This is a genomic window from Novipirellula caenicola (genome assembly GCF_039545035.1).
Classification (GTDB): Bacteria; Planctomycetota; Planctomycetia; order Pirellulales; family Pirellulaceae; genus Novipirellula; species Novipirellula caenicola.
This window is the reverse complement of the sequence record NZ_BAABRO010000001.1, coordinates 1006558-1027745: the sequence shown is the minus strand read 5'-3', so window position 1 is coordinate 1027745 and position 21188 is coordinate 1006558. Positions and strand designations below refer to the sequence as shown.

General features: G+C 56.4%; 12 protein-coding genes. All 12 read right to left on the bottom strand.

From position 1 onward, the window contains the following. Nucleotides 1-208: 208 nt before the first annotated feature. The 12 genes from ABEA92_RS03380 to ABEA92_RS03325 all read right to left on the bottom strand — a co-directional run bounded on the left by ABEA92_RS03380 (nucleotide 209) and on the right by ABEA92_RS03325 (nucleotide 20933). Nucleotides 209-1528, bottom strand: coding sequence for a right-handed parallel beta-helix repeat-containing protein (locus tag ABEA92_RS03380; protein WP_345682376.1), 1320 nt, complete (start codon nucleotides 1526-1528; stop codon nucleotides 209-211). A gap of 555 nt (nucleotides 1529-2083) precedes the next feature. Next, the gene (ligA, locus tag ABEA92_RS03375) at nucleotides 2084-4126 is read right to left on the bottom strand and encodes an NAD-dependent DNA ligase LigA (RefSeq protein ID WP_345682375.1); all 2043 of its coding nucleotides are present in this window, start codon (nucleotides 4124-4126) and stop codon (nucleotides 2084-2086) included. Between the two features lie 192 nt (nucleotides 4127-4318). After that, the gene (locus ABEA92_RS03370; protein WP_345682374.1) at nucleotides 4319-7735 is read right to left on the bottom strand and encodes a DUF7932 domain-containing protein; all 3417 of its coding nucleotides are present in this window, start codon (nucleotides 7733-7735) and stop codon (nucleotides 4319-4321) included. A 182-nt stretch (nucleotides 7736-7917) separates the two neighbouring features. Beyond that, nucleotides 7918-8727, bottom strand: coding sequence for a MotA/TolQ/ExbB proton channel family protein (locus ABEA92_RS03365; protein ID WP_345682373.1), 810 nt, complete (start codon nucleotides 8725-8727; stop codon nucleotides 7918-7920). Nucleotides 8728-8729: 2 nt separating this feature from the next. Continuing rightward, nucleotides 8730-10589 (bottom strand): hypothetical protein, encoded by a 1860-nt coding sequence (locus tag ABEA92_RS03360; RefSeq protein ID WP_345682372.1) that lies wholly within the window; start codon nucleotides 10587-10589, stop codon nucleotides 8730-8732. 384 nt (nucleotides 10590-10973) lie between these two features. Beyond that, nucleotides 10974-12125, bottom strand: coding sequence for an AAA family ATPase (locus ABEA92_RS03355; protein ID WP_425572384.1), 1152 nt, complete (start codon nucleotides 12123-12125; stop codon nucleotides 10974-10976). Continuing rightward, nucleotides 12122-13507 carry a hypothetical protein gene (locus ABEA92_RS03350; RefSeq protein WP_345682371.1) on the bottom strand — a complete coding sequence of 462 codons (1386 nt, stop codon included), beginning with the start codon at nucleotides 13505-13507 and terminating at the stop codon, nucleotides 12122-12124. Before ABEA92_RS03350 ends, ABEA92_RS03355 begins: the two co-directional genes overlap by 4 nt. 101 nt (nucleotides 13508-13608) lie before the next feature. Beyond that, the gene (locus ABEA92_RS03345) at nucleotides 13609-14478 is read right to left on the bottom strand and encodes a DUF4129 domain-containing protein (protein WP_345682370.1); all 870 of its coding nucleotides are present in this window, start codon (nucleotides 14476-14478) and stop codon (nucleotides 13609-13611) included. Further along, on the bottom strand, nucleotides 14475-15617 hold the full coding sequence (locus ABEA92_RS03340) for a hypothetical protein (protein WP_345682369.1): 1143 nt from the start codon (nucleotides 15615-15617) through the stop codon (nucleotides 14475-14477). Before ABEA92_RS03340 ends, ABEA92_RS03345 begins: the two co-directional genes overlap by 4 nt. Further along, on the bottom strand, nucleotides 15607-16692 hold the full coding sequence (locus tag ABEA92_RS03335) for a stage II sporulation protein M (protein WP_345682368.1): 1086 nt from the start codon (nucleotides 16690-16692) through the stop codon (nucleotides 15607-15609). Before ABEA92_RS03335 ends, ABEA92_RS03340 begins: the two co-directional genes overlap by 11 nt. After that, nucleotides 16689-17627: an RDD family protein gene (locus ABEA92_RS03330; protein ID WP_345682367.1), complete on the bottom strand. Its 939-nt coding sequence runs from the start codon at nucleotides 17625-17627 to the stop codon at nucleotides 16689-16691. Before ABEA92_RS03330 ends, ABEA92_RS03335 begins: the two co-directional genes overlap by 4 nt. A 207-nt stretch (nucleotides 17628-17834) precedes the next feature. Continuing rightward, entirely contained in the window at nucleotides 17835-20933 is a 3099-nt protein-coding gene (locus ABEA92_RS03325) for a PVC-type heme-binding CxxCH protein (RefSeq protein WP_345682366.1), read from the bottom strand. Nucleotides 20934-21188 lie beyond the last annotated feature (255 nt).

The window sequence follows — 21188 nt, the reverse complement described above, 5'->3', positions numbered from 1 at the left end:
AGGCACCGGGTCGTGCGTGGGACCCGGCCGCTCACGCGTCGCGGCTCAATAAATTAACAAGCCGTCAAGAGCTTCGTCGCTATTCAGCGATTCCACGAACGTTCCTCGCAACATCCGGCAACGGCCAAACGAATGCATCCTGCGGCGCACGGGGATCTTTAGCAAGATCCACTACGGGATGTTAATTTCTTGTGGTCTGGTTGCTGGATCATTTTTTACTTAGATCGGCCATCGTTTTAAGATCGCTGTGATAGCCTTTGTCCGGATATCGGCGGCTATTAAATGCGGAATCGGTTCCTTCCCAGTTCTCGGTCGGATCGACGAATTGTGGGTCGTCAACCGAACCGGCGGCGTCTGAAATGATCGTTGCTTCCGCAGCGATTGGTCCATGCGACGTTTTACGAAATGCCTGTTTTGTGTCCGCGATAATGCAATCACGAACAGTGACCGGTAACTTGGCGCGGTCATCGGTTTGCACGGCCGCGCTACTGGATCCGATAAACGTGCACCGCTGTGCCAATACGGGGCCTCCGTTGCACCACAACCCCAGGACTCCGCCGCTCGCAAAACAATTCGCCAACACGCCGGTGGACCAAATACGGAAATTGCGTTTGTTGTTGATCGCGATACAGCCCAGCAGCTTGACGTCTTCCACCTTCAAATCAAAACCGGCGTCTTGGTTGCGAATGGCACGGCATTGGTAGAAACGGACGTTCTCAGCACTACCCTCGACGACAAAGCCGTCTCCGTTTTTATATTTCCCCTTTTGCAGTGGCATCATGTTGTTACGAGCCACACATTGATTGAAGAAGAATTCTCGATTGGGCGAGTCGCCGTTGTTGATGTTAAAGCCGAACGGCAGCAACTCCGTTTTCTCCTCCCACGACTCGTCGCCTTCGGAACAATCGGCAGTGCATCGCAACAATTCCACTCGGTCGCATCCCTGTTCGAAACGGAAACCATGTTTGGTGTAGCGGGTCAAATCACAGTCGACGAGTCGCAAGTCGTCACTGTCCGCGACATAGAACCCATAGCGAGCGTGACGGATGTCGACGTCCTCAAACAAAAGATGGGCACTGTCCTTTCCCTTACTTGCTTTCGCAATGGACACGCCGGTCACGTAGCCATCGATCCGTAGACCTTGCAAGCTGACATGGTCCACGCCAGCGGAGATCCGAACGGCGGTGGCACCTTTGTTCGGCGCGTCGGCATTCCAGGTGCCTTGTAGCACTGGCAGTCCCTCACCTTGATCGACCCCGATGACTTGTTTGGGGCGTTCTGATTCGCCTGGTTGGGTGATCGTGATCGTTGCATCGCGGTAGACGCCACTTCCAATCAGCAATCGGTCACCGGGGTTTAGACGATCGTCGACCGCGGTTTTCAGCGAATCGCCCGAGATCGCATGCTGCCAACTACTGCCGTCCATTCGTCCAGCGCCGTCCGGGGTGACGTAGACATCCACGCCCATCGCAGGAACCGCTGCTGCAGAAAACATCAAACCAAACATCGTCGCAATCAAAGGTCTCATTAACTCACTCGGTGACGAGAAAAAGGGGGCAGGGGCATCGTCCGTCGGTAGGAATACTTCGTATTCGCGAAAAAATACAAGGCACCAAGTATCGTCGGTGATGGTGGCGAATGCAAATACCACTCGCACTTTCGCCGGCGAATGCGGTTTGATGATTTCGCAGCGTTGATTACAGGCCGGAGGCCGACACGCCCTTTGCCGGTGGCGTGAGCCACCGGCTAGCGGAGGTGGGAAAGCATAGCCCAGCGGGCGACACACTCTGCCGTCAGTGTGTCGGCCTCCGGCCTTACTGCGACAGGTCGCCCCTGCACCGTTGGCTCACGCCAACGGCAGCCCATGTGTCGGCCTCCGGCCTATTCGCTTGCTGCTAGATCAGCGGTCTCCCAAGTGGGGGAGAGGTGGCAGGAAACCATCGCAACCTAAAAAGACGCCAACACCAAAGTTCCAGCAGCCCAGCGTAACGTTTCGCTCCCAGGCTAGAGCCAGAGAACGAGCGTCTTTTCGCTCGCGCTGAGCGAATAGTATCGATAAAACTTGCATCACGGAACGCAAGGTTCATTCTTCGATCAGCGCTTTGAAATCGGCTTCTGTCAAAACCTTCACCCCTAGTGACTGCGCCTTCGTCAACTTGCTGCCCGCCTTTTCGCCGGCGACCAAGTAGTCGGTCTTTTTGCTGATGCTGCTTGATGCTCGACCACCAAGTTTTTCAATCAAACCCTTGATTTCATCGCGTGTAAATTGTTGAAGCGTCCCGGTGACCACGAGTGTTTTGCCTTCCAGCGGACCACCACTTTCGTCGGAAACCTCTTCGCTGAGTTTGACGCCGACTTCGGCAAGTTCAGCGAAGACCTTTTTCCCATAATCGCTGTGCAGGAACTCGTGCATGCTTTTGGCGATCGCGTCTCCGATTTCATGAATCGACGCAAGGTCTTCGATCGATGCCGATTGCAGTTGCTCGATCGTCGGGTAGTGACGTGTGATTAGCTGTGCCACGCGAGGTCCGACATGACGGATCGAGATCGACGCAAGCACGCGGGCGAGTCCCCGATCGCGGCTGGCGTCAATTCCGGCGACCAAGTTTTCCGCATTCTTCTTGCCGACTTGGACGTCGATCATCTTGCCGTCTTTGCCTTTTCGCTGTTTCAGCCAGTTGACATCCGCAAGCTCTGGGATCGTCAACCGATACAGATCGGCATAGCTGGAAACGATGCCCCGCTGTACCAGCAAATCGACCAGTTCGTCACCGAGTCCATCGATGTCCATTCCTGGGCGACTGCCGAAGTAGATCAACCGTTGACGCAGCTGGGCCGGGCATTCGGGACTAGGGCATCGGATATAGACGCCGCCATCATCACGCACCAACTCGGTTCCGCAGACAGGACAATGCGTCGGAAATTGAAACGGAGGTCGCTCGGTTTTGCGTTCATGCTTTTCGACACGGACGACTTTGGGAATAATCTTGCCCGCCTTTTCCACCACGACCACATCGCCTTCGCGGACATCCAATCGCTCGATTTCGTCGGCATTGTGCAGCGACGCTCGTGACACGGTGGTGTCCGCGATGTCGACGGGTTTTAGATGGGCGACCGGGGTGATCGCGCCGGTCTTGCCGACTTGGACGCTGATTGATTCGAGTACCGTGACCGCTTCGTAACGCTCGAATTTGTAGGCTATGACCCAACGCGGACTCTTGCTGCGAATCCCCAATCGTTCACGTTGGTCGAATCGATTGACTTTGAAAACAATTCCATCGACCTCAAACGGCAAATCGGGCATTTCTTCTTCGAACAACGCCACCGCCTTTAACGCGTCGGCAGAGCTGTTGAACACTTGGACTTCCGGAGTCGGGGGAATCCCAAGCTTGCCAACTTCGGCTAAGAAATCGATGTGGTTTTCAGCGGTCATCCCCGTCGTTTCACCGACGCCATGACAGAAGAAGCGAAGTTTACGTTCCGCCGCTATCGCGGGGTCGAGCAGCCGAATGGTTCCCGCGGTGACGTTGCGTGTGTTTTTGAACGGCTCGGCCCCCGCCTCGGTTTGCCGCAGGTTTAGGTCCGCCAAATCTGCGTTGGTCATGTAAACTTCGCCGCGAACCTCGAGCACCTCGGGCGGCGTATCGCCGACCAAACGTAGCGGTACATCGCGGATAGTGCGTACGTTGTGCGTGATGTCGTCGCCGACTTGGCCGTTACCACGAGTCAGCGCGACCGCCATGTCGCCATGCTCGTAGCGGATCGAGGCAGCGACGCCATCGATTTTGAATTCCATCACCCATTGGATCGGCTCGCCGAGCGTTTTTTCGGTGCGATCGAAGTATGCCTTTAGCTCTTCGCGGCTGTAGGTATTGTCAATCGACAACATCGGCACCGAATGGGCAACTTGAACCAAGTACGGTACCGGTGCATCACCCACTCGTTGGGTCGGTGAATCGGCCGAGGCAAATTCGGGATGTTCGGTCTCGAGTTGCCGGAGTTCTTCGAGCAGTCGGTCGTATTGAAGGTCCGTGACCGCCGGGGTGGCCTCGACATAATACAGGTGATCCAAACGGCGGATCTCGGTGCGTAACTCTGCCACACGTTTCGCGATGGATTCGTTCACGACCGTGTTTCCTCCTGGGGATTGAAAAGAATTTCCAACTGCATCCGCCGATCCGGCCTTGTTTCCGTTTGCTTGATGCGACCTGCGAAAAAATGCACCACTTCAAAACCGTGGATCGGGTTTCCAAAAGCATACGGGAAATCGCAAGCTAAAAGGAAGACGGGGAATTCCGCGGCGGCTCGTGCGACGCAATTAACCCTGCGTTTGTCGAGTCGGCGTGTTGGTCGGAATCGCCGAGGCGGTTTCCAACGGCACAAGGAACTCGCTGCGTTGTTTGGCGATCGCGTATTCGGTTTCCGCACGCTGCATTTCCAACGCCGTTTCCGTACGCACCCATTGATCGTAAACCTTGCCTGAAATTACGCGGTCGCGTGGCGTCAGCAGTTCAGGATCGTAGGTCAATCCGGGATGATGTTGGGCTCGTTCCAATTCTGACAATGGCGTATTGCGTTTCCGCAATTCGGCTTCAATCTTGTCGATTGCCTGCATCGCCGACTCGCGAGCGATCCCCTTGGGAGCGGCATTTTTTTGAGTTCCAAATGGATCGTAATCGTCGCTCGCGGAGCTCCATTTATCCCACCAACTGAGCTTGGGACCAAATAGATTCGCAATGATTTGGTCGACTCGGTTTTGCATGTAACGTGACACGGCCCGGCTGCGTTTGAACAATGCGGTGGGAAAGATCGGATAATCCCAGATCGTGCGCGACTGTTTCGCGATGTAACGAAGGTTGGCCAACAATTGATACAACAGCGTGACCGATGCTTCGTTTTCTTGCATTTGACGATACGTCAGTCCATAGTTCAGCGAACGCTCGGCCAGATAATTCAGCTTCGGTAGCAGCGTCTTGACGCCTGAGGTGCCCCAAGTTTTTGCGTTGCGAGCAACTCGCTGCTCGTTGAAAAGATCGACAATGATCGAATCGATCAGTTCGCCGCCAATTTGGCGGATCTCTTCGGCGGTCAACGGACGATCGATGTAGTTTTCACGGAACCGGGGGAACGTCCGTTCGCTGACCAAGCGGATAAAACGATCGACTTTGTCCTCGAATTTGAGCGTCAGGAAAATACCGTGTTTGTTCGCTTGGCTGTTGATGAAATCGTCGCCGATGATGTCGATCGACTCGACTTCGAACAGCACTGCAGATCCTTTGCTGGAATCCAGCGAACGCCGTGCTTCGAGTTTGCCGATTTTCCGTTTGCGAAAAAATCCCCACGAGGTGTCGGTGTCGCCGGTGTCATTTCGATAGACGATGACCCAGCGGTGCAGAGGATCTTGTTTTCGCAGCTTGGTTTGCAACCGGACCGCTTGTTGTTCAAGCCATTGCGGTTTGGGTTGAAACAGAAACGTTCGTTTTTGAATCTCGAATTCGTGTACTGCACCGAGCGATGCGTCGGCGATCGCACCGGCGTCTGCGGTGATTCCACCGACCATGTCACCGGACCGCGCGACGTATTGATTCCAACGTTTGACCTGTTTCAAAAACTCTTGCTGGCTTTGAATTTGGCTGGCGGTTTTGACATTGCTGATCGGAATCAAATAGGACTGCAGTGCGGCATCGCCACCGCTGCGTGAATCGCCCACTACATAAAAATTGATGTCGAAATCTGCGGCGGCGATTAAGAACTGAGCCTTTGAGAGTTGCTCAAATGCGGTCTTTTTGCCCGCCGGAGTCTGGTAATAGTTGTTGGGAATGATGATCGTCATGCCACGCCACATTTCCAACATCGATTGGTCCGCTTGGATCTTGCGAGCCAAGTCCAAGAAACCATAGTAAGAAACGTCCCAAACATCCAAGCCGCTTCCAAAGTAGTCGGCCAATTCGGTCCACTTTTCGATGTCGTTGACATCGGTTTTCTGATTGGCAATCAACAAAAATCGCGATCCTTCGTCGCGGCGGAATCGTTCCGACACACGAATCGTTTCCTTGCGATAGTCGACCCGTCGATACTGGTCCCGCTGGGCACTCGATCCGGGATGTTGTAACAGCAGATCGACACCGAATGTAAAACATTGATAGGCGATCACATCGCTGTGTTCGCGAATGCCGATGCGAGTTTCGATCCATTGCGTTTCACCGGCGGCGAGATTGCGGACGGCGTGCCGGAATTCTTCGGCAAGCAGATCATGAGGATTGTCCGAGTCGTCAAAAAACAACAATTGGCTTTTGTCGATATCGCCATCGAGCAAGCGGATGCCGGCGCGAGCGCTGCGGTGGAACGCTCGGTCATCAAAGGTTTCGTCACCTATGTTTGTGATCGCAAATCGAACTCGAGTCGACTCGCCCGGCGCGAGGCTATTGAGCGCCGTGATCTCGGATAGCTGTAACGGAAATTGAACATCGACCTGCTCTTCGTTCTCGAAATCACGAAACGGTCGATGGATGCCGCTTTCCATGAACGCCCTTGGGTTCACATCGTGCCGAAGCCGGAAGGGTTGTTTCCGAGGAGCGTGGACGATCACGTTACTCCATCGCAGCGACAAGCAGGCATCATCAAACGTAAACGTTTCACCTGGTTCGAGGACCTTTGGCAATACCAGGTCGGTTTCGTCCGATTGGATCCAGGTATCGGACGGCAAGCAAATTCGAATTTGGTAGTTCGGGGGCGTTGGCATGCCACCACGGTTGCGGACCGTGATCCGCTCGAGACTAGCGAGACTGTTGGGTTCATAGATGCGGTACTCGCTAGCGATATCGAACGAGACGAGTTCCAGGTCATAAGGAGACGAGTACTGGGTTTGTCGGTCGCCAGGACCATGAACCACGATTCGCAAACGACCGTCGTCGCCCGGAATTCCATCGCTAGTCCGGTAAGACGATGGCGCACCATCACGACCGTCCGGCCCAGGGCTGCCGCCGGGGTTGGAGTGATGAACCGTGCGTGTGTGGCCGTTTTTGCCGCCGGTTCGATGCGTCGTGGTCCAGTGATAGCTTCTGCCTCCGCGTCCGCCCGGTCCCCCCTTTCCACCACGTCCTGGTTCGCCGGCAAAGCCAATGTCGCCGCCGGACAAGTCACCGGTAACGAGCATCAATAAACCGAGATGTTGATGGTCCAGTGTAAGCGTGATGTCACCGCCGTCGCCCCCGCGTTGTCCGTCGCCTGGATTGCCAGCGTCGCCACCATCGCCTCCGGGTCCACCATTAGTACCGCGGGAATAGCGGGTGGCATCGCGACCGGGACTGCCGGGTGCACCCGATTGTCCGTCGCCAGCGCGTCCGCCGTTGCCTCCTTTGCCGCCGACGGCGCGGATGAACACATAGCCGTGATCGCCGATGGTCTGTTGCAATTCAATCCGATGCGACGACCCATCGGATGTGACCGCCGTACCGGAAATCTCGACCGTTCCCCACTTTATGTCGTGTTTAGGATAGGTCAGTTTCAGCGTGGCCGCTGCGGCTCGTTGGCCTGCGGTTGCAGGACCAGCATCTTCGCCTCGCTGCCCATCTGCACCATAGCCGCGGTTTGGGGTGAAGATCGTCCTGCCGTCGCGGCCGTCGATGCCATCGCTACCGCCAAGATCGATCTCGGCAAGTGCATCGATCTCACCATCGGATGCAAAGCAACCGGGATCGTCGTCGTCGGGATGGGCAGCGGCATCAGCATTCATGCCTGCAATTATATCGCGTCCACGATTAGCCGGAGACGCTAGAGTGTGAGCCGTGCTGACGTAGCGAAACTCGCCAAGAGTTTCGGAGAGGGTTGGGCGCGAAGGAGGACGAAAGCCTTGATGACGATCGCGAGAGGGAAGACAACAGGCTGGCAGCCTGTGCTACGTTTTGGGAGGCAGTGCTACGTTTTGGGAGGCATTGGCGGATTGCCGCCTTGCGGGCGTGGCGCAGGTGATGCAGCCGGATTGGGATTCGCTGGTCGTGTCCGTGCGGTGGGACGGCGTTTGATCGGAGTCAACGCATGCTGAGCTTGATAGGCCACTTGGGCGATCAAGGAATCCACTCGGTTGCGGCAAATCGCATAGGCCGCCAGCGATGGGATGGCCACAATCAGCCCGCCGACCGTGGTTACCAACGCTTGGTAAATTCCTTCGGCAAGATCACCGGCTCCGGCAGCACCTCGGGTCGTGGCGACTTGTTGGAAGGCAAAGATCATCCCGGTGACGGTTCCGAGCAGTCCCACCATCGGTGCGATGTTGCCGATCACCGACAAGTATTCGATCCGTCGCATCAAACGAGCAGATTGTTCGGCCAACGAGTCTTCGACTGATTTTTCGACTTCACGCCATCCAAATTCCAATTCGCTTAGCCCCGACAACAACACGACGCTCAACACACTCGGTTCACGACGACATGCCGAATCGGCTTCGGCCGGCCGTGCGTTCAGCAACGCTTGGCGAACCGTGTCGCTGACTCCTTCGGGCAGGATCTCGTTTTTTCGCAGCGTCATCGTTTGGTCGAACACCAAATAGGCTGCCGCGATACTGAGTGCAAACAGCACCAACAGAATCATCAACCCGATCACGCCACCGCTGAGCACAATATCAAAAAATCCCGCCGCTTCGGGCGTGTCGGATTGGGCGATCAGAGCGATATGCGGTTGCAGCGCTGCACTCATAAGTGTTTGGGCGAGCCCGGTCGATTCATCCATGTTTATGACCTTTCGTCGTAATCGGCCGCGCCGACCGAAAGTAAAAATTCGGCGTCCGAGAGCAGCGGGTCATCCCAGCGGAGTCGCAGCACGCCTTCTTCTTGCAGATGGGTAATGGTTTGATGATGTCGCTCGCGAATCCGCTGTTCGGCGTGGTTAACGCGAGTGCGGCTTTGGGCCACCGACAGCGCCAACATCGAAATCAAAGCGGTTGGCAAGATCGCCAACAACAAACTTGTCAACATCATCGCCAACTCAGGACGTGGAAAGCGATCCAAGTCGCCTGAGAGTGTCGTCAGCGTCGAGAAACTGGCAACAAAATAGTCTCGGTACAATGCCACGACGGGGCCGGCCATAAACAACCAAAACACAATCGTCGCGACCAACGCGAACGCGACGGTCGCAAACCGCGAGATCGATACGCGGTTGACCTCTTCGTCAAAAATCGTTTGCGACATCTCTTGCAACGTGTCGATGCCTGCCAAGTAGGCAAGTTGCGAACGGGATTGATCGTTGTCGTCATCGTGCCATGCGGCCGCTTTGACAGGTTGCCGTCTCAGTTCGGCCAATTCGTCACGAAAACGGCTCGCCAGCGGCCCTAAGCGATCGGCGACCGCCGCGGCACTTCGTCGGCGAAGTCCATCGCGGACGTCTTGCTCGGCTCCCTGTTGAGCGGACAAATTTTTGGTGGTCGTCCAAACGGCGCTGACCAGCGATGGCAGCGATCCCGACAATGAGATCATCACACGATCCCAGGCCCCGTGGGTTAGATTCAATAGCCCAAGCAGCGACCGATAAGGAAACCAGAACGCGGCGGTTTCGGTCAACAACGCCAATCGCAAACGCGATCGCACGGCGGCTCGCAGCGGCCCGTCGCTGCCAATCAAGGATTCGGCAACCTGCGTTGGAATGGCGGTGGCTTCGCGATTCAGCCGCCGGACCGCGTTGGTCAATCCTGGCAATTGGTCGCTCAACACCCCATGCAACGCGGCACGAAAACGTCCGTCCAGTGCGGCAAGTCGGGTGCTGCGGCGTCGATCGCCTTCCCACAACTGTCCTAGCTCTTCTTGCAATCGCGAGGCAACATTCTCGGCAGCAGTCGTGGCAATTTCAGATTCGTCGCGACCTTCGATCTCGAAATCCTTTATCACGATCGGCCGAGCAATCACGCTGGTGGGCGCCATTTCACGCATCCGTTTGGCAAACGCGTCGATATCGGCGTCCAAACGATCATCATGTTCACGAACCGCATTGATCACCGGGATCACGATGCTGCCCTCACTGGCTTCGGCCAGCATGCCGACGGCGACACTGCGGATTTGGTCGCGTCGGACAACCAACAACATGGCCGAGGCTAGCGACAATGCTCGCGAGGCAACGCCGGCGATGGCACGACGATCGTCGGTCGATCCCGGCGCGTCGACCAGCATGTAGGTGATGCCAATCGATTGCATATGAGCCGGATCGCAATGCAAGTATTGCTCGTAGCGTGGATCCAGATCGGCGGGCGGCATGGGGCCAATCCAAACCAATTTCTCAGTCGCTTCGTCCGCGTTGTTACCGCTACGAATTGAATTGGCGGCAGACGATTTGCGAATCAATTGGCGGATCAACCACGATTTGCCTTGCCCGGTCGCACCCACGATCGCGATCACCGATGTGCCACTGCTGCGGTCCTGCAAGATCATTCGCCGTGCTTCGGCGTGATCGTCACACAATTCGAGTACTTCGCGGCCCGTTGGGCTGTCGGCCAACACGCTGGTGGCCGAATGACGCACGCGACGCAAGAACGTATCGCCCGGCAGACTGAGTGACTGATGCGGCGTCGTGGAATCGTCGTTGGCAGAAGGAGCTGAGGACACTTCAAACACTTTCAGAATTCAGTTTCATTGGACGACCCTATTGGACGACGACCGAAACGCGGTTTTAAACAATTGAACGATCGTAATACGGCATAAAGTCGTTGGCCGTTTGGGCGAACGCGGTGAAGCATTCTTCTTTATAGGGTTTGTGCTAATTTCACGTAGCGGAAGTCGTCAAGACTTTCGTTCCATGGTGTATGCGTCCCCCCGAAAGTCTTGACGGCTTGTTGATTTAATGAAGTTTCATTCGGCAAGGGGGGGATGATGGACTTTCTAGTCCGTCAATGGCGTATTCGACGGACTAGGAAGTCCATCGTACGACTAAATCAACAAGCCGCCCGCGACTTCCGCTACGGACCTCATTGATTTTCGCCGTTCAAATCACTAATCCCGCGGCACCTCGATACCTCGTACCAACGCTTGCAGTTCCTCGTCCGTCGTTCGTCCTTCGATCTCAGCTTCGGCCGTCAATTGAACGCGGTGTCGCATGGCGGGCAAGGTGATTTCGACCACGTCGTCAGGAATCGCGTAGTCGCGTCCCGAGAACGCTGCTAGGGCGCGAGCCGACTGCATCAACGCGATCCCCGCACGTGGTGACGCTCCGATATGGAACGCAGGCCAGGTCCGCGTTGCACGAACAATTTTGTTGATGTAATCAAGCAAGCTGTCTTCGATCAACACTTCGCCACACAATTTCATCGCTGCGATCAATTGGTCGGGGCTGGTGACCGTTTTGACCTCGTCACGCAAACGTTGATTCAGATCCACCTGCTGCGAGTGCATGCGAAGAATCTCGGCCTCTTGATCCGACGTCGGATAGTCGACTCGCAATTTGAACATGAACCGATCGAGTTGAGCTTCGGGCAAATTGTAAGTGCCTTCGCTTTCCAGCGGGTTCTGGGTCGCCAAAACGAGGAATGGCCGCGGCACACGGTGGCTGGTCCCGTCCACCGTGACGCGATACTCCTGCATGATTTCTAGCAGAGCCGCATGTGTTTTTGCGGGCGAACGGTTGATTTCGTCAGCGAGTAGCAACTGAGTGAATACGGGGCCGGGGCGGAATCGGAATTCGCTTCGCTGCATGTCGTAGACCGGGGCACCGGTGATGTCCGAGGGCATCAAGTCGGCAGTGAATTGAATGCGTCCAAATTCGCAACCGAGAGTTTGGCCAAGCGTTCGCACGAACAAGGTCTTGCCAAGTCCAGGGACCGATTCGATTAGGACGTGACCGCCTGCGAATAACGCGGTGAGGGTGCCCAGCACCAACTCGTCTTGGCCGACAAAGAGCTTGCTGATCTCGGTTGAGATTTTGGTAAACAGCTGCTGAATCGGTCGCATCTTTGTTGACCGCGTGGCCGCCGGGTTGGGTGCCGACGCAGGCACATTGGTTGCAACCGCCGTGGGGATCGGTGGCGGTGGCCCAGGCTGGGATCCACTCGGCACGGGAGGCGCACCGCGATCGGCGATCCCGGGTTCGCGTTGGGATTTGGGCTGCGCGGACGAGAGCGGGTCGTTCGAAGGTGGGAGATTGCTCAAGAGTTCGCCGTGGTGTCAGAGTCGGTTGGGTCGAGAGAACGAGTGGTTTGACTTGATGATGGAGTATGACTGCCGGCGGCCGGATCTGGTAGGCCGGGCGGCGGAGCTGATTTAGCGGTCGCGGGATGCAACGCAGGGCTGTGGATCGTTTCGTGTGCAGGTTCCGGCAACACCCAGGGGCCTTGCGTTTCGCCATGAATTCGCCGCATGTACTCGCTGATGCGATGACGAGCAAATTGTTCACCACCGGCGCGGTTCATTAACGCGGCGACGGCATCCAAGTGGTCGCCAAAGCTGCCTTTGACACTGTACCGGACGTGGCGAGCGCGACCGAGCGACGGCAACAACATCAAACAAATCACCAAACCCAATAGGGCCGCATGGACGGTCACCAAGCTCATCGGCCACGTGGTCAACAGTTCCCATCCGGACGCCTTCGGCACCCCCGGCTTGGATTCGCTGACGGGCAGGATCAGCGGATCAACGCTGATGAAACCCGCACTCGGTGATGACGACGACGGCGGCAGCGAAGTCAGCACGAGTTGGTCGGCTAATTGGACCGCAAGCGGTTTGGTGAACGCATAGTTTGTTAGCAGCGATCCGCCGGCGACGACAATGATTTGTGAACCGTTCCAGCGGTTGGATTGCACTTGGGCAACGACCGTCGTGCCCGATTGGTCTTGCAGCAACGGCCGCAGGGTGACCGGAGTGTCCGTGACGAGGTTGTCGCCAACGAACACCGTCGTGCCCTGCGTCGTTGTACCTTGCGTTGTCGTGCCCTGTGTCGTCGTCGCTGTGGTGGTCGTCGCTGTGGTGGTCGTGTTCGCTGATTTCTTGGCTGACTTGGGTTTGGAGTAGGGTTCGATTTGGTGCTCGATCGTGTACGAATTGGTTTCGCCGGACTCTAGGGCGATCGTTTCCGACCATTCACCATCGAGCTCGGTCAGCGGGTGACCGGCCGACAAGGGAGTCGTGGTGAACCAGCCGTTGGACTGAGTCGCACTTCGGTTCAGCCGTGATTGGATGCGTCGGTTGATGCTCTTGGCAATGCGTCGGCGATATTCCAAGCGTTGTTCGGGCGGGGCTAACTTGCTGGCGTCGATCCAATAATCCGTCTCACTCCCGCTGTCGGGGATCACAAAAATCAACGTGCGATCGCCTTGGGCGAGCCAGCGATCGATCCAGCGTGTGACACGGGGGGAAAAACCGCTAAAGGAAGCCGGAGTCCAAACGAGGGCATCATTGGTAATCACACGTTTGGAAAGCCGCGAGACATCACGGTGTTGGAAACCGGCGTTTTTGAACGATTCACGCAAGGCGCCGAAGCCATTTAAACTTTGCGTTCCATTGCGACCTGAGGAATCACCGTACTTTGTCGACAACCCGCCGCATCCGAGGGTGGTAATGCTAAGGGCCGACAATAGAAGTATCCACGGAATCCGCGAAGGACATGACTTGACGTTACCGTTTGATCGCACCCGCATCATGCCGCCACCTCGTGATGCGAGTGGACTTTTCGCTCGAGCGTTTCGTTTTGATTCCACAGATCACGGAATTCCGTATCGGTGATCTGTTGACGACCAAAGTAGGATCGTTCAAACGCCGTCGTGGTTTCCTTTAGTAGTGAGCCAAGTTCAGGATCGGCGGCACGACATTCACGCACGTATTTGCCGTTCGTTTTGCCGCGGTTCAGTCGGATCAGCGACGAACGATCTAACAACAGTAATTGATGGGCGAACAACAAAATCACCGCTTGGTCGAATTGCCCCAAACTCATCAGCCGCGCCGCTTCGCTGCGAAGATTGACATCGGTGCGGCGCAATTCCGCAGGCAGATGCTTCATTCGTTCGATCATTTGTTCGTCGGGGCCAGCTTGTTCATCCGCTGCTGTGGTTTTGGACGAAGCACTCAAATCGATGTCGGCTTTGGACAATGCGTAAATCAATGTGCCGACAAGCCCTGCGATGATCGCCGCCAACAACATCCAGGCGAACAGATTGCCAAGCGTTAGATCGGTTCCAAACAAACCGTTCGTGGTCGTGCCGGTCGTTGTGGTCGAGGCTTTAGGAGTCGATTTTTTGGCGACCTGTTCCGCCTTGGGTAACCAACGACTATCGCGATGTTCGGTATCGTCGACGCTGGTTTGCACTGCAACCGGGACGATTTTTCGCTCGTCGGGGTCGAACCAAACCGTAGACGACAATGCGTTTTCAGCGAACGAAGGTTGCGGCTGGACACTAGCGTCTTGCCGACCAGCGTCTTGGCCGCTAACTCGTTGGTTCACTTGGACGACCAAGCTTGCCATGATCAGCAACATTGCGATGCGAGGCAAAGGGAGAATGGTTTGCATCATGACGCCCCCGGACCATTTGGAACTACGGGGCCATTTTGAACCACCGGACGGTTTTGCATCGGCTGGGCTGTGTTTGCCTGGGTATTGGCTGCCTGGGCAATGGGATGAGTGACGGCGGCCGACGGATTTGCAGTCGCCGACCCGGAACCCGATAGCCTCGCCGATCCTTGGCCTGCTGTTCTACCACGACCCGCTGCGGGAGGTTGATGATGTTGAGGGCGCACCGACAATCCCGCCTCTTCGCCAAACTGTCGCATCGCTTCAGCGCGGATTGCCAATTCCACTTCCCAACCCTCCAGCCGGATTCGGGTATCCAGGTAGTTCAGTAATCGCATCACCACGCTGACTCCTGCGACCAACCATAGCGCCGCGGGAAACATCACGATCAGGAAGAACAGATCCCAATCGGGATTGCCGGTCGCGATCACGCGAACGAACAACATCGAGCACAGCACGCTCATGAAGATCCAAAACAGAATGAAAGACGACGCCAAAAATCGGCCTCCCAAATCACCCGCCATGGGTTGATGCAGTGCCTTGCTGCGGCGAGACAACGTGATGTCGGTCGCGGTTTGGCTGCGAAGCGGACACTGTTCAAGCAACAGGATTTCGGGCAGAAATGGACGGTTGCTGCGCACCAAGGTGACGGCGGCCAGAATACAAAGCGGAATCATGCCATCCCAAAACCAATCCGCAGGTTGCCCCAGCCGGAACAAACAAACCACCATCGCCGGGATCGCCCAGCGCATCACCCCCAGCACCCACAACCAACGCCAAAAGTACTGTTTGGCATCTTTGAACACGCTGGTCCAAGTGGGGCGGCTTTCAAAAACGGCTTGGCCAAGATAGATCGTCGTGGCGACACCTGCGGCGGGCGTTTGCAGGATGACCAACAGCACCATCCAGCACGCATATCGCCAAATTTCTGCGACCGCGTCGGGATCGTCGGCGCCATAATCCGATTCAGTAATCGGGATCCAATACAGTAGCAGTGAATTGAGGATTGCCCACGGAGCCGCGCCGGCAAAAAAGCCAATCCCAATTGCCGCGGGATAACGGCGCAGCATCACTAAGGACAAATCACCGATCTCGGATAACGTCCGGCGTCGGACAACCACATGGGTGCGATCAAGTTGCATGCGTCACGTGCCCCAGCGAACGTTGACCACTTGCGTCCGAGTCGATCGTGGTTGACTCGTAACGCGGCGAATGCGAGCCGCGTGAACGTTTGGGCCACGGGAACCCAAGAATCACAAAGTAAAAACTAATCATGCCCGATGACATGATCGCCCAGGCTGCTTTGAAGATGAACGGAAGTGGGCTAGGAGACAGGAATCCTTCGGTAAACGCCGCCAATACGAACATCGTTGCCGCTGCGGCCATCACCGGAATCGCTTGGATCGCACTGCGGCGTAGCGAATCAATTCGGTTCAGCCCACCAGTGCGAAACCATCCGACGCCAAGCCGCAACCCAGCCGCCGCGGACAAGGCGATCGCGGTCAATTCGAACGGTCCGTGGGCGGTGACAAACTGAAAGAAGTTGTCGCCTCCGGTCACATCAGGGCGGGCCATGTAACCAAACGCGACGCCCAGCACGACGGCGTTGTAGGCCAGTTTGAACAGACACGGAATGATCAAAATTCCCGAGGCGAAACAGGTCAATCCGATGCCGGTGTTGTGGTTGATGTAAAACCCGGCCATCGAAACATAGTGGTCGAGCGAACCGTTGAGTTTTTGTTCGTACATCGACTCGAGATTTTCCAATTGGGTCTCGCCCATCACGGCATTGGCAAATCCGGGGAACCGTTGTTCGTCGTAGCCCATGTACATGGCAAGCGTGAAGAGCCCGAAAAACAGAATCGTGGCGACTCGCACGCACGAGTCGGCAAAGATCTGCCGCGGAGCTTCGTAGAACAACACGTCGACCCATGTGGACGGTTCAAATTGGTTCGCTCGATAGAGTTGATTGTGTGCCCGCGCAACCAGTTGGTGTAGGTAGGTCACCGTGTTAGGAGGCAATTGGTAAGCGTCGGCCAGTGCGAGGTCGGCGCAGGCAGCACGGTATAGCGTCGAAAATCGTGCGATCCCTTGAGCACCGCGATGTTCAGGCCCGCCCGCACGATCGGTGCGGCCACGCGATTCCATCGCATCGCACAGCGATTCCAGTTCGTTCCACTGGACGCGACGCTTGTCTAAGATCGAGGCGACATTCATGAGGGAGCCCGCATCGGTGTCAAAGGTTGGTTGGCTGCCAAGACTTGCGTTGGTTTGTTCGCATCTTTGGCCAACGGGCTAAAGTCCGCCAGATTTCCCAAATCCGGAAGCTCGCCCGATCCGTCCGCGAGGAACGTTTTGTAGTACAACGAATACATCAACAAATCGGGATCGATGTCGTTGCGAAATTCAAAACGTTCGATCAAGGGGATCGTCAGGTGTTTGGCAATTTCGCGTCGACGCGCCGGAGTCAAATAGTGACGTCGTTCCGCATAGATCGCCAACGTTTTTGCCATGCTTCGCGAAACCCGGTAATCAGCGGGAATGAACGATGCCAACGCGGGCACTCGTGGGTCGTCGACTTTGGCGATCGGCAATCGCCAACTCCGCTCGTCAACGATCACCATCGTGCCGGCCGCCAAATCACCAAGTCGTTGCATCCGACGTGTGAAGATCATCGACAACAAACAAACCATTGCGGTGGGGATGATGAACGCCGGCGGTGCATCTTCGGCACCCAAACTCGATAACGGAGCGGCGGGCAGAAAATCCGCGATCCGCAACAAATTGCGGATCAACGCCCGTTTGCCGGTGATCGGACGGCCTTCAATATCGATGACGCGAATGCCGGTGGCCCATTTGCCCACCGTGCGTCCGTTGAAATACGTCTCCAGCGTGGCTCCGTAGAACCAGCTGACCACGAAATTCAAGATCAACGCTCCGGCGCCGATGAACGGACCAAAAAACTGCAGATCCAGCAAGGAGCCGGTGATCAACATCAACACGACCACCACAATGATGATCAGCCAGCGGATCGCGACATCAATCAAATACGCTGGCAAGCGGCGAAACGGCCCCGCCAACTGGTAATTAAAGGCGATGTTTTCCGGTGTCACTACCGCGATCGTCGTGTCGAGTGCAGCAGGGACGCTCATGCCGAGGCTTGGGGCTCAAATTGAAGGTTCAAATTCTGCAATTCCGTTCACCAACCATTATCAGGTGAAGCCCCCTCGTCGTGCAACCACGGCGCTGTCCGAATCGTGGGATCCTTAGCATTTTCACGGGCCACCCATTTTGATGAGCCGCCCGTTTTGACATGCCACCCAACCAAAGCCCCGGACCGTCGTCGTCACCGCGATCGACTACGGCAGCGCGACTTGCGAGTGGTGGCTCAGATACGAAAACAGGTCACGGATTTCATGCTCGGACAGCGTATCGAGCAATCCTTCGGGCATCGGCGATTTATCGGTCACCTTTTGCTGTTCCACTTCGCTGCGGGGGATCGTCATCCGTTCCGTTGCGGTATGAATCGTGATCGTTTGATCGGATTGGTCGGTCAGCAAGCCATTGATCACGCGGCCATCCTCGAGCAACACAATGGTCATCCGATAGTTCTTGTCGACCACCGAACTGGGGTCGACGATGTTGGACAACAGGTAGTCGAGGTTGCTGCGGTTGCCGCCGGAGAGGTCGGGGCCGACTTGGCCGCCTTCGCCGTACAATCGGTGGCAATTTTGGCAATGCTTTTGAAACAGAGCTCGGCCGGCGCTGCGATCCGCGTTTGACAATACCTCAGGAGTCAATTCGGTTTTCAGTTTCTCGATCAAACGCTGTTTGTCTTCGGGCGATTCACGTACCTCGCCCCAGACTTCGCCGATTCGTCGATTCAGTGCGTCGTCACCGAGGCTTTGGATTTGCCGAACATGAAACGCCGATAAATCTTGACGAGGGATCTTGCCTTTGCCAATCGCATCCAACAACTCGTTGGCGAATGATTTTCGAGACGACAGCAGTGACACGATTTGAGGTTTATCGGGGCCACGGAATCGGTTGTATCCCGACACCAGCGTCACGGCGACTTTGGGATCGTCAAAGGTTGCCAAGCCTTTGGCGGCCAAAACGTTCATGCGTGCGTCGTTGATCAATTTCTCGCAGACCGGTCTCAATTCCTTGCTCTGGCTTTGGATTAAGGTTTCCAGTGCAGCCAATCGAGTCTCGAAAGCGATCGGTTCGTTGGAAGATTTGTCGGATCGACCGAGTGCGATTTGTTTGACCTCGTCCATCGCACGACCATCACCAAACACCACGCTTAATTCGCGAATCAGCGGGCGAAGTTCGTCGTGGTCCAGACGATCGATGAGGTCCCATGACTTGGGCCGCTCGGCCGATGCCCAGCCGCGAAGCCCGTCACTGACTCCGCGTAAAACGGCAAGCTGAAAGCGGTGATCGTTGCTTTCGGACACGTTAGTTAACAACGAGTCAATCGCGGCAGGCGATCGCGTGATTTCCTCTGCCAAACAGCGAGCAATCAGCTGAGTCAAACGAGGTTGCTGGCTCGTCGATGCCACCGTGACCAGTTCGTCGTGGTGGTTTTGTCCGAGCGGCATCACGCCGTACCAAATCATCAGCGGGATGTTGTGATCGTCGGCGTCCTCGATTCGCATCGCCAGCGGTTTGGCCAATGTCGCGCGGTGTTGCAGCGGCAATCGCTGCAGCGTCGACGCCAACGCGAGGCGTACCGCCGCAGAGGAGTCCTGGCTGGCCATCAGGGCAAAACGCTGGGTCAATGTCTTGGAACTTGCGGTGATCGAATCCGGCAAATCCGATTTCCAGCCCGCTCCCATCACATCATCGATCTGCCAAGTCTCGCTGAGCAGCCGAATGGCCCAGACACGGACCTGTTTATGAGGGTGGTCCAGCAACGCGGTCAAGCCGTCTGGTGTGGTCGCACCACACGCGTGCAGCGTCAATAGTGACTGAACCGCCGTCGCTTCGTTGGTATCGTTGGCGGAAAAAATCTGCTGCAGTCGTGCGGTTGCCGCTGAAATGTCGTGGCCCGCATTGGCTCGTCCGACTAACACCATGCGAGCTTGACGTCGTTGCCAACGGTTGCCCGGTAAATGAGCGTTCGCCAGATCGGTCGCCGACCATTTGGCAACGTCGGTGAGTCTTGTGTCCGTCCGCTCGTCTGCTGGATCGTCGTAGCTGATTTTGTAAACGCGTCCGCTTTCCCGATGCACTCCGGTGTGTTCGTGGCATTCACCGGTATCGCTCCAATCGATGGCAAACACGTTGCCGTCGGGGCCGGTGCTCAGGTCCATGCCGCGGAACCACGGATCTTTGGCCAGCATCATGTCGGGTTCGTGTCGCAGCACGTAGCCGCTGCCGTGTCGCTCGATCCGTTCTTGATTGGCGCGTCGTCCATGGAAGTTGAACGTCAGCAATTTGCCGACGTAGGCGTTCGGCCATCGATCGCCTTGATAGATCAACGTGCCGCAGTGGGCATGACCGCCACCGAAATCGTTTGCCGCACCATCACGCGACTTGGTCCAACTTTGCCCGGTATCGAAATGCCAATGGTCGGCGTGCATTTCGATCATCTCGTAGGCGCGTCGGTTCGGATCGAGTGTGAAGGGGCGTGGGAAATGGGCTCCTGGGATCATGTGCCACAAATGGCCGTTGACGGTGTTACAGAAAAACATTTCGCCGACGTCGTTCCAGTCGTGTCCCCACGGGTTGGTCGTTCCCGCCGTCAAAACTTCGACGATTTCATGTTTCGGGTGATAACGCCAAATGCCTCCTTCGAGTGCCGGTCGCTGATCGCGAGGCGTCTCGGGTTTACCGATTCGTCCTGGGCATGAACCGCCGCAGCGACCGTACAACCAACCATCGGGCCCAAAGCGAATTCCGTTAGCAAAGTTGTGATAGTTTTGCTTGGCCACATCAAAGCCATCCAATACGACCGTGCCGGGGCCATCGGGAACGTCATCGCCGTTGGCATCGGGAATGAAGATCAGCTTGGGAGGGCACATCAACCAAACCCCACCGTGGCCGACTTCGATTCCGGTCAACATTTGCACGTCATCGGTAAACACAGTGCGGCGGACGCGATTTGTCGACGAGTCTTCCGTCGCATTGTCCTGGTTGGCGGGATCGAGAATGATGACCCGGTCGCGCAGGTCAAGTTGAAAACGTTGTTGGCGTTCTGCATAGGTAAAATTCTCTGCGATCCACAACCGTCCACGCGAATCCCAAGCCATCGCGATCGGGTTCATGACGTCGGGTTCCGATGCAACCGTCGTCACTCGAAATCCGTCGGGGACCGTGAAGGTACGGGCCGCCTCGGCGGCGGTCATCACCGGAGCCTGTGCGAGCGGTTCGGTGTTAAACAGCGGAGGAAACTCGGCGTTGGCAGTGGCGTTCGCCAGCAGGAATATCCCGAGCAACAAAATGCGATGCATCAACCAGTTTCCTTGTACTTTTTTTCAATTCATTGTCGCGACAGCGATGGCGGCGATAGCCCCAGACGCAAGTCCGGAGGACGACGTCGCCTCTGTTGCGGGCCTACTCGCAAAGCGACGACTGTTGTCCAGTCCCGGTGGTCCATCGCCGCGTACGCCCGCGTTTACTGTCGTCGCGTTGCGACCTGCTTCGCTTTGGTTTCCCAAACCCGGACTGGCGTCCGGGGCTACTGCTTGTCGTCACTTTGTGACGAG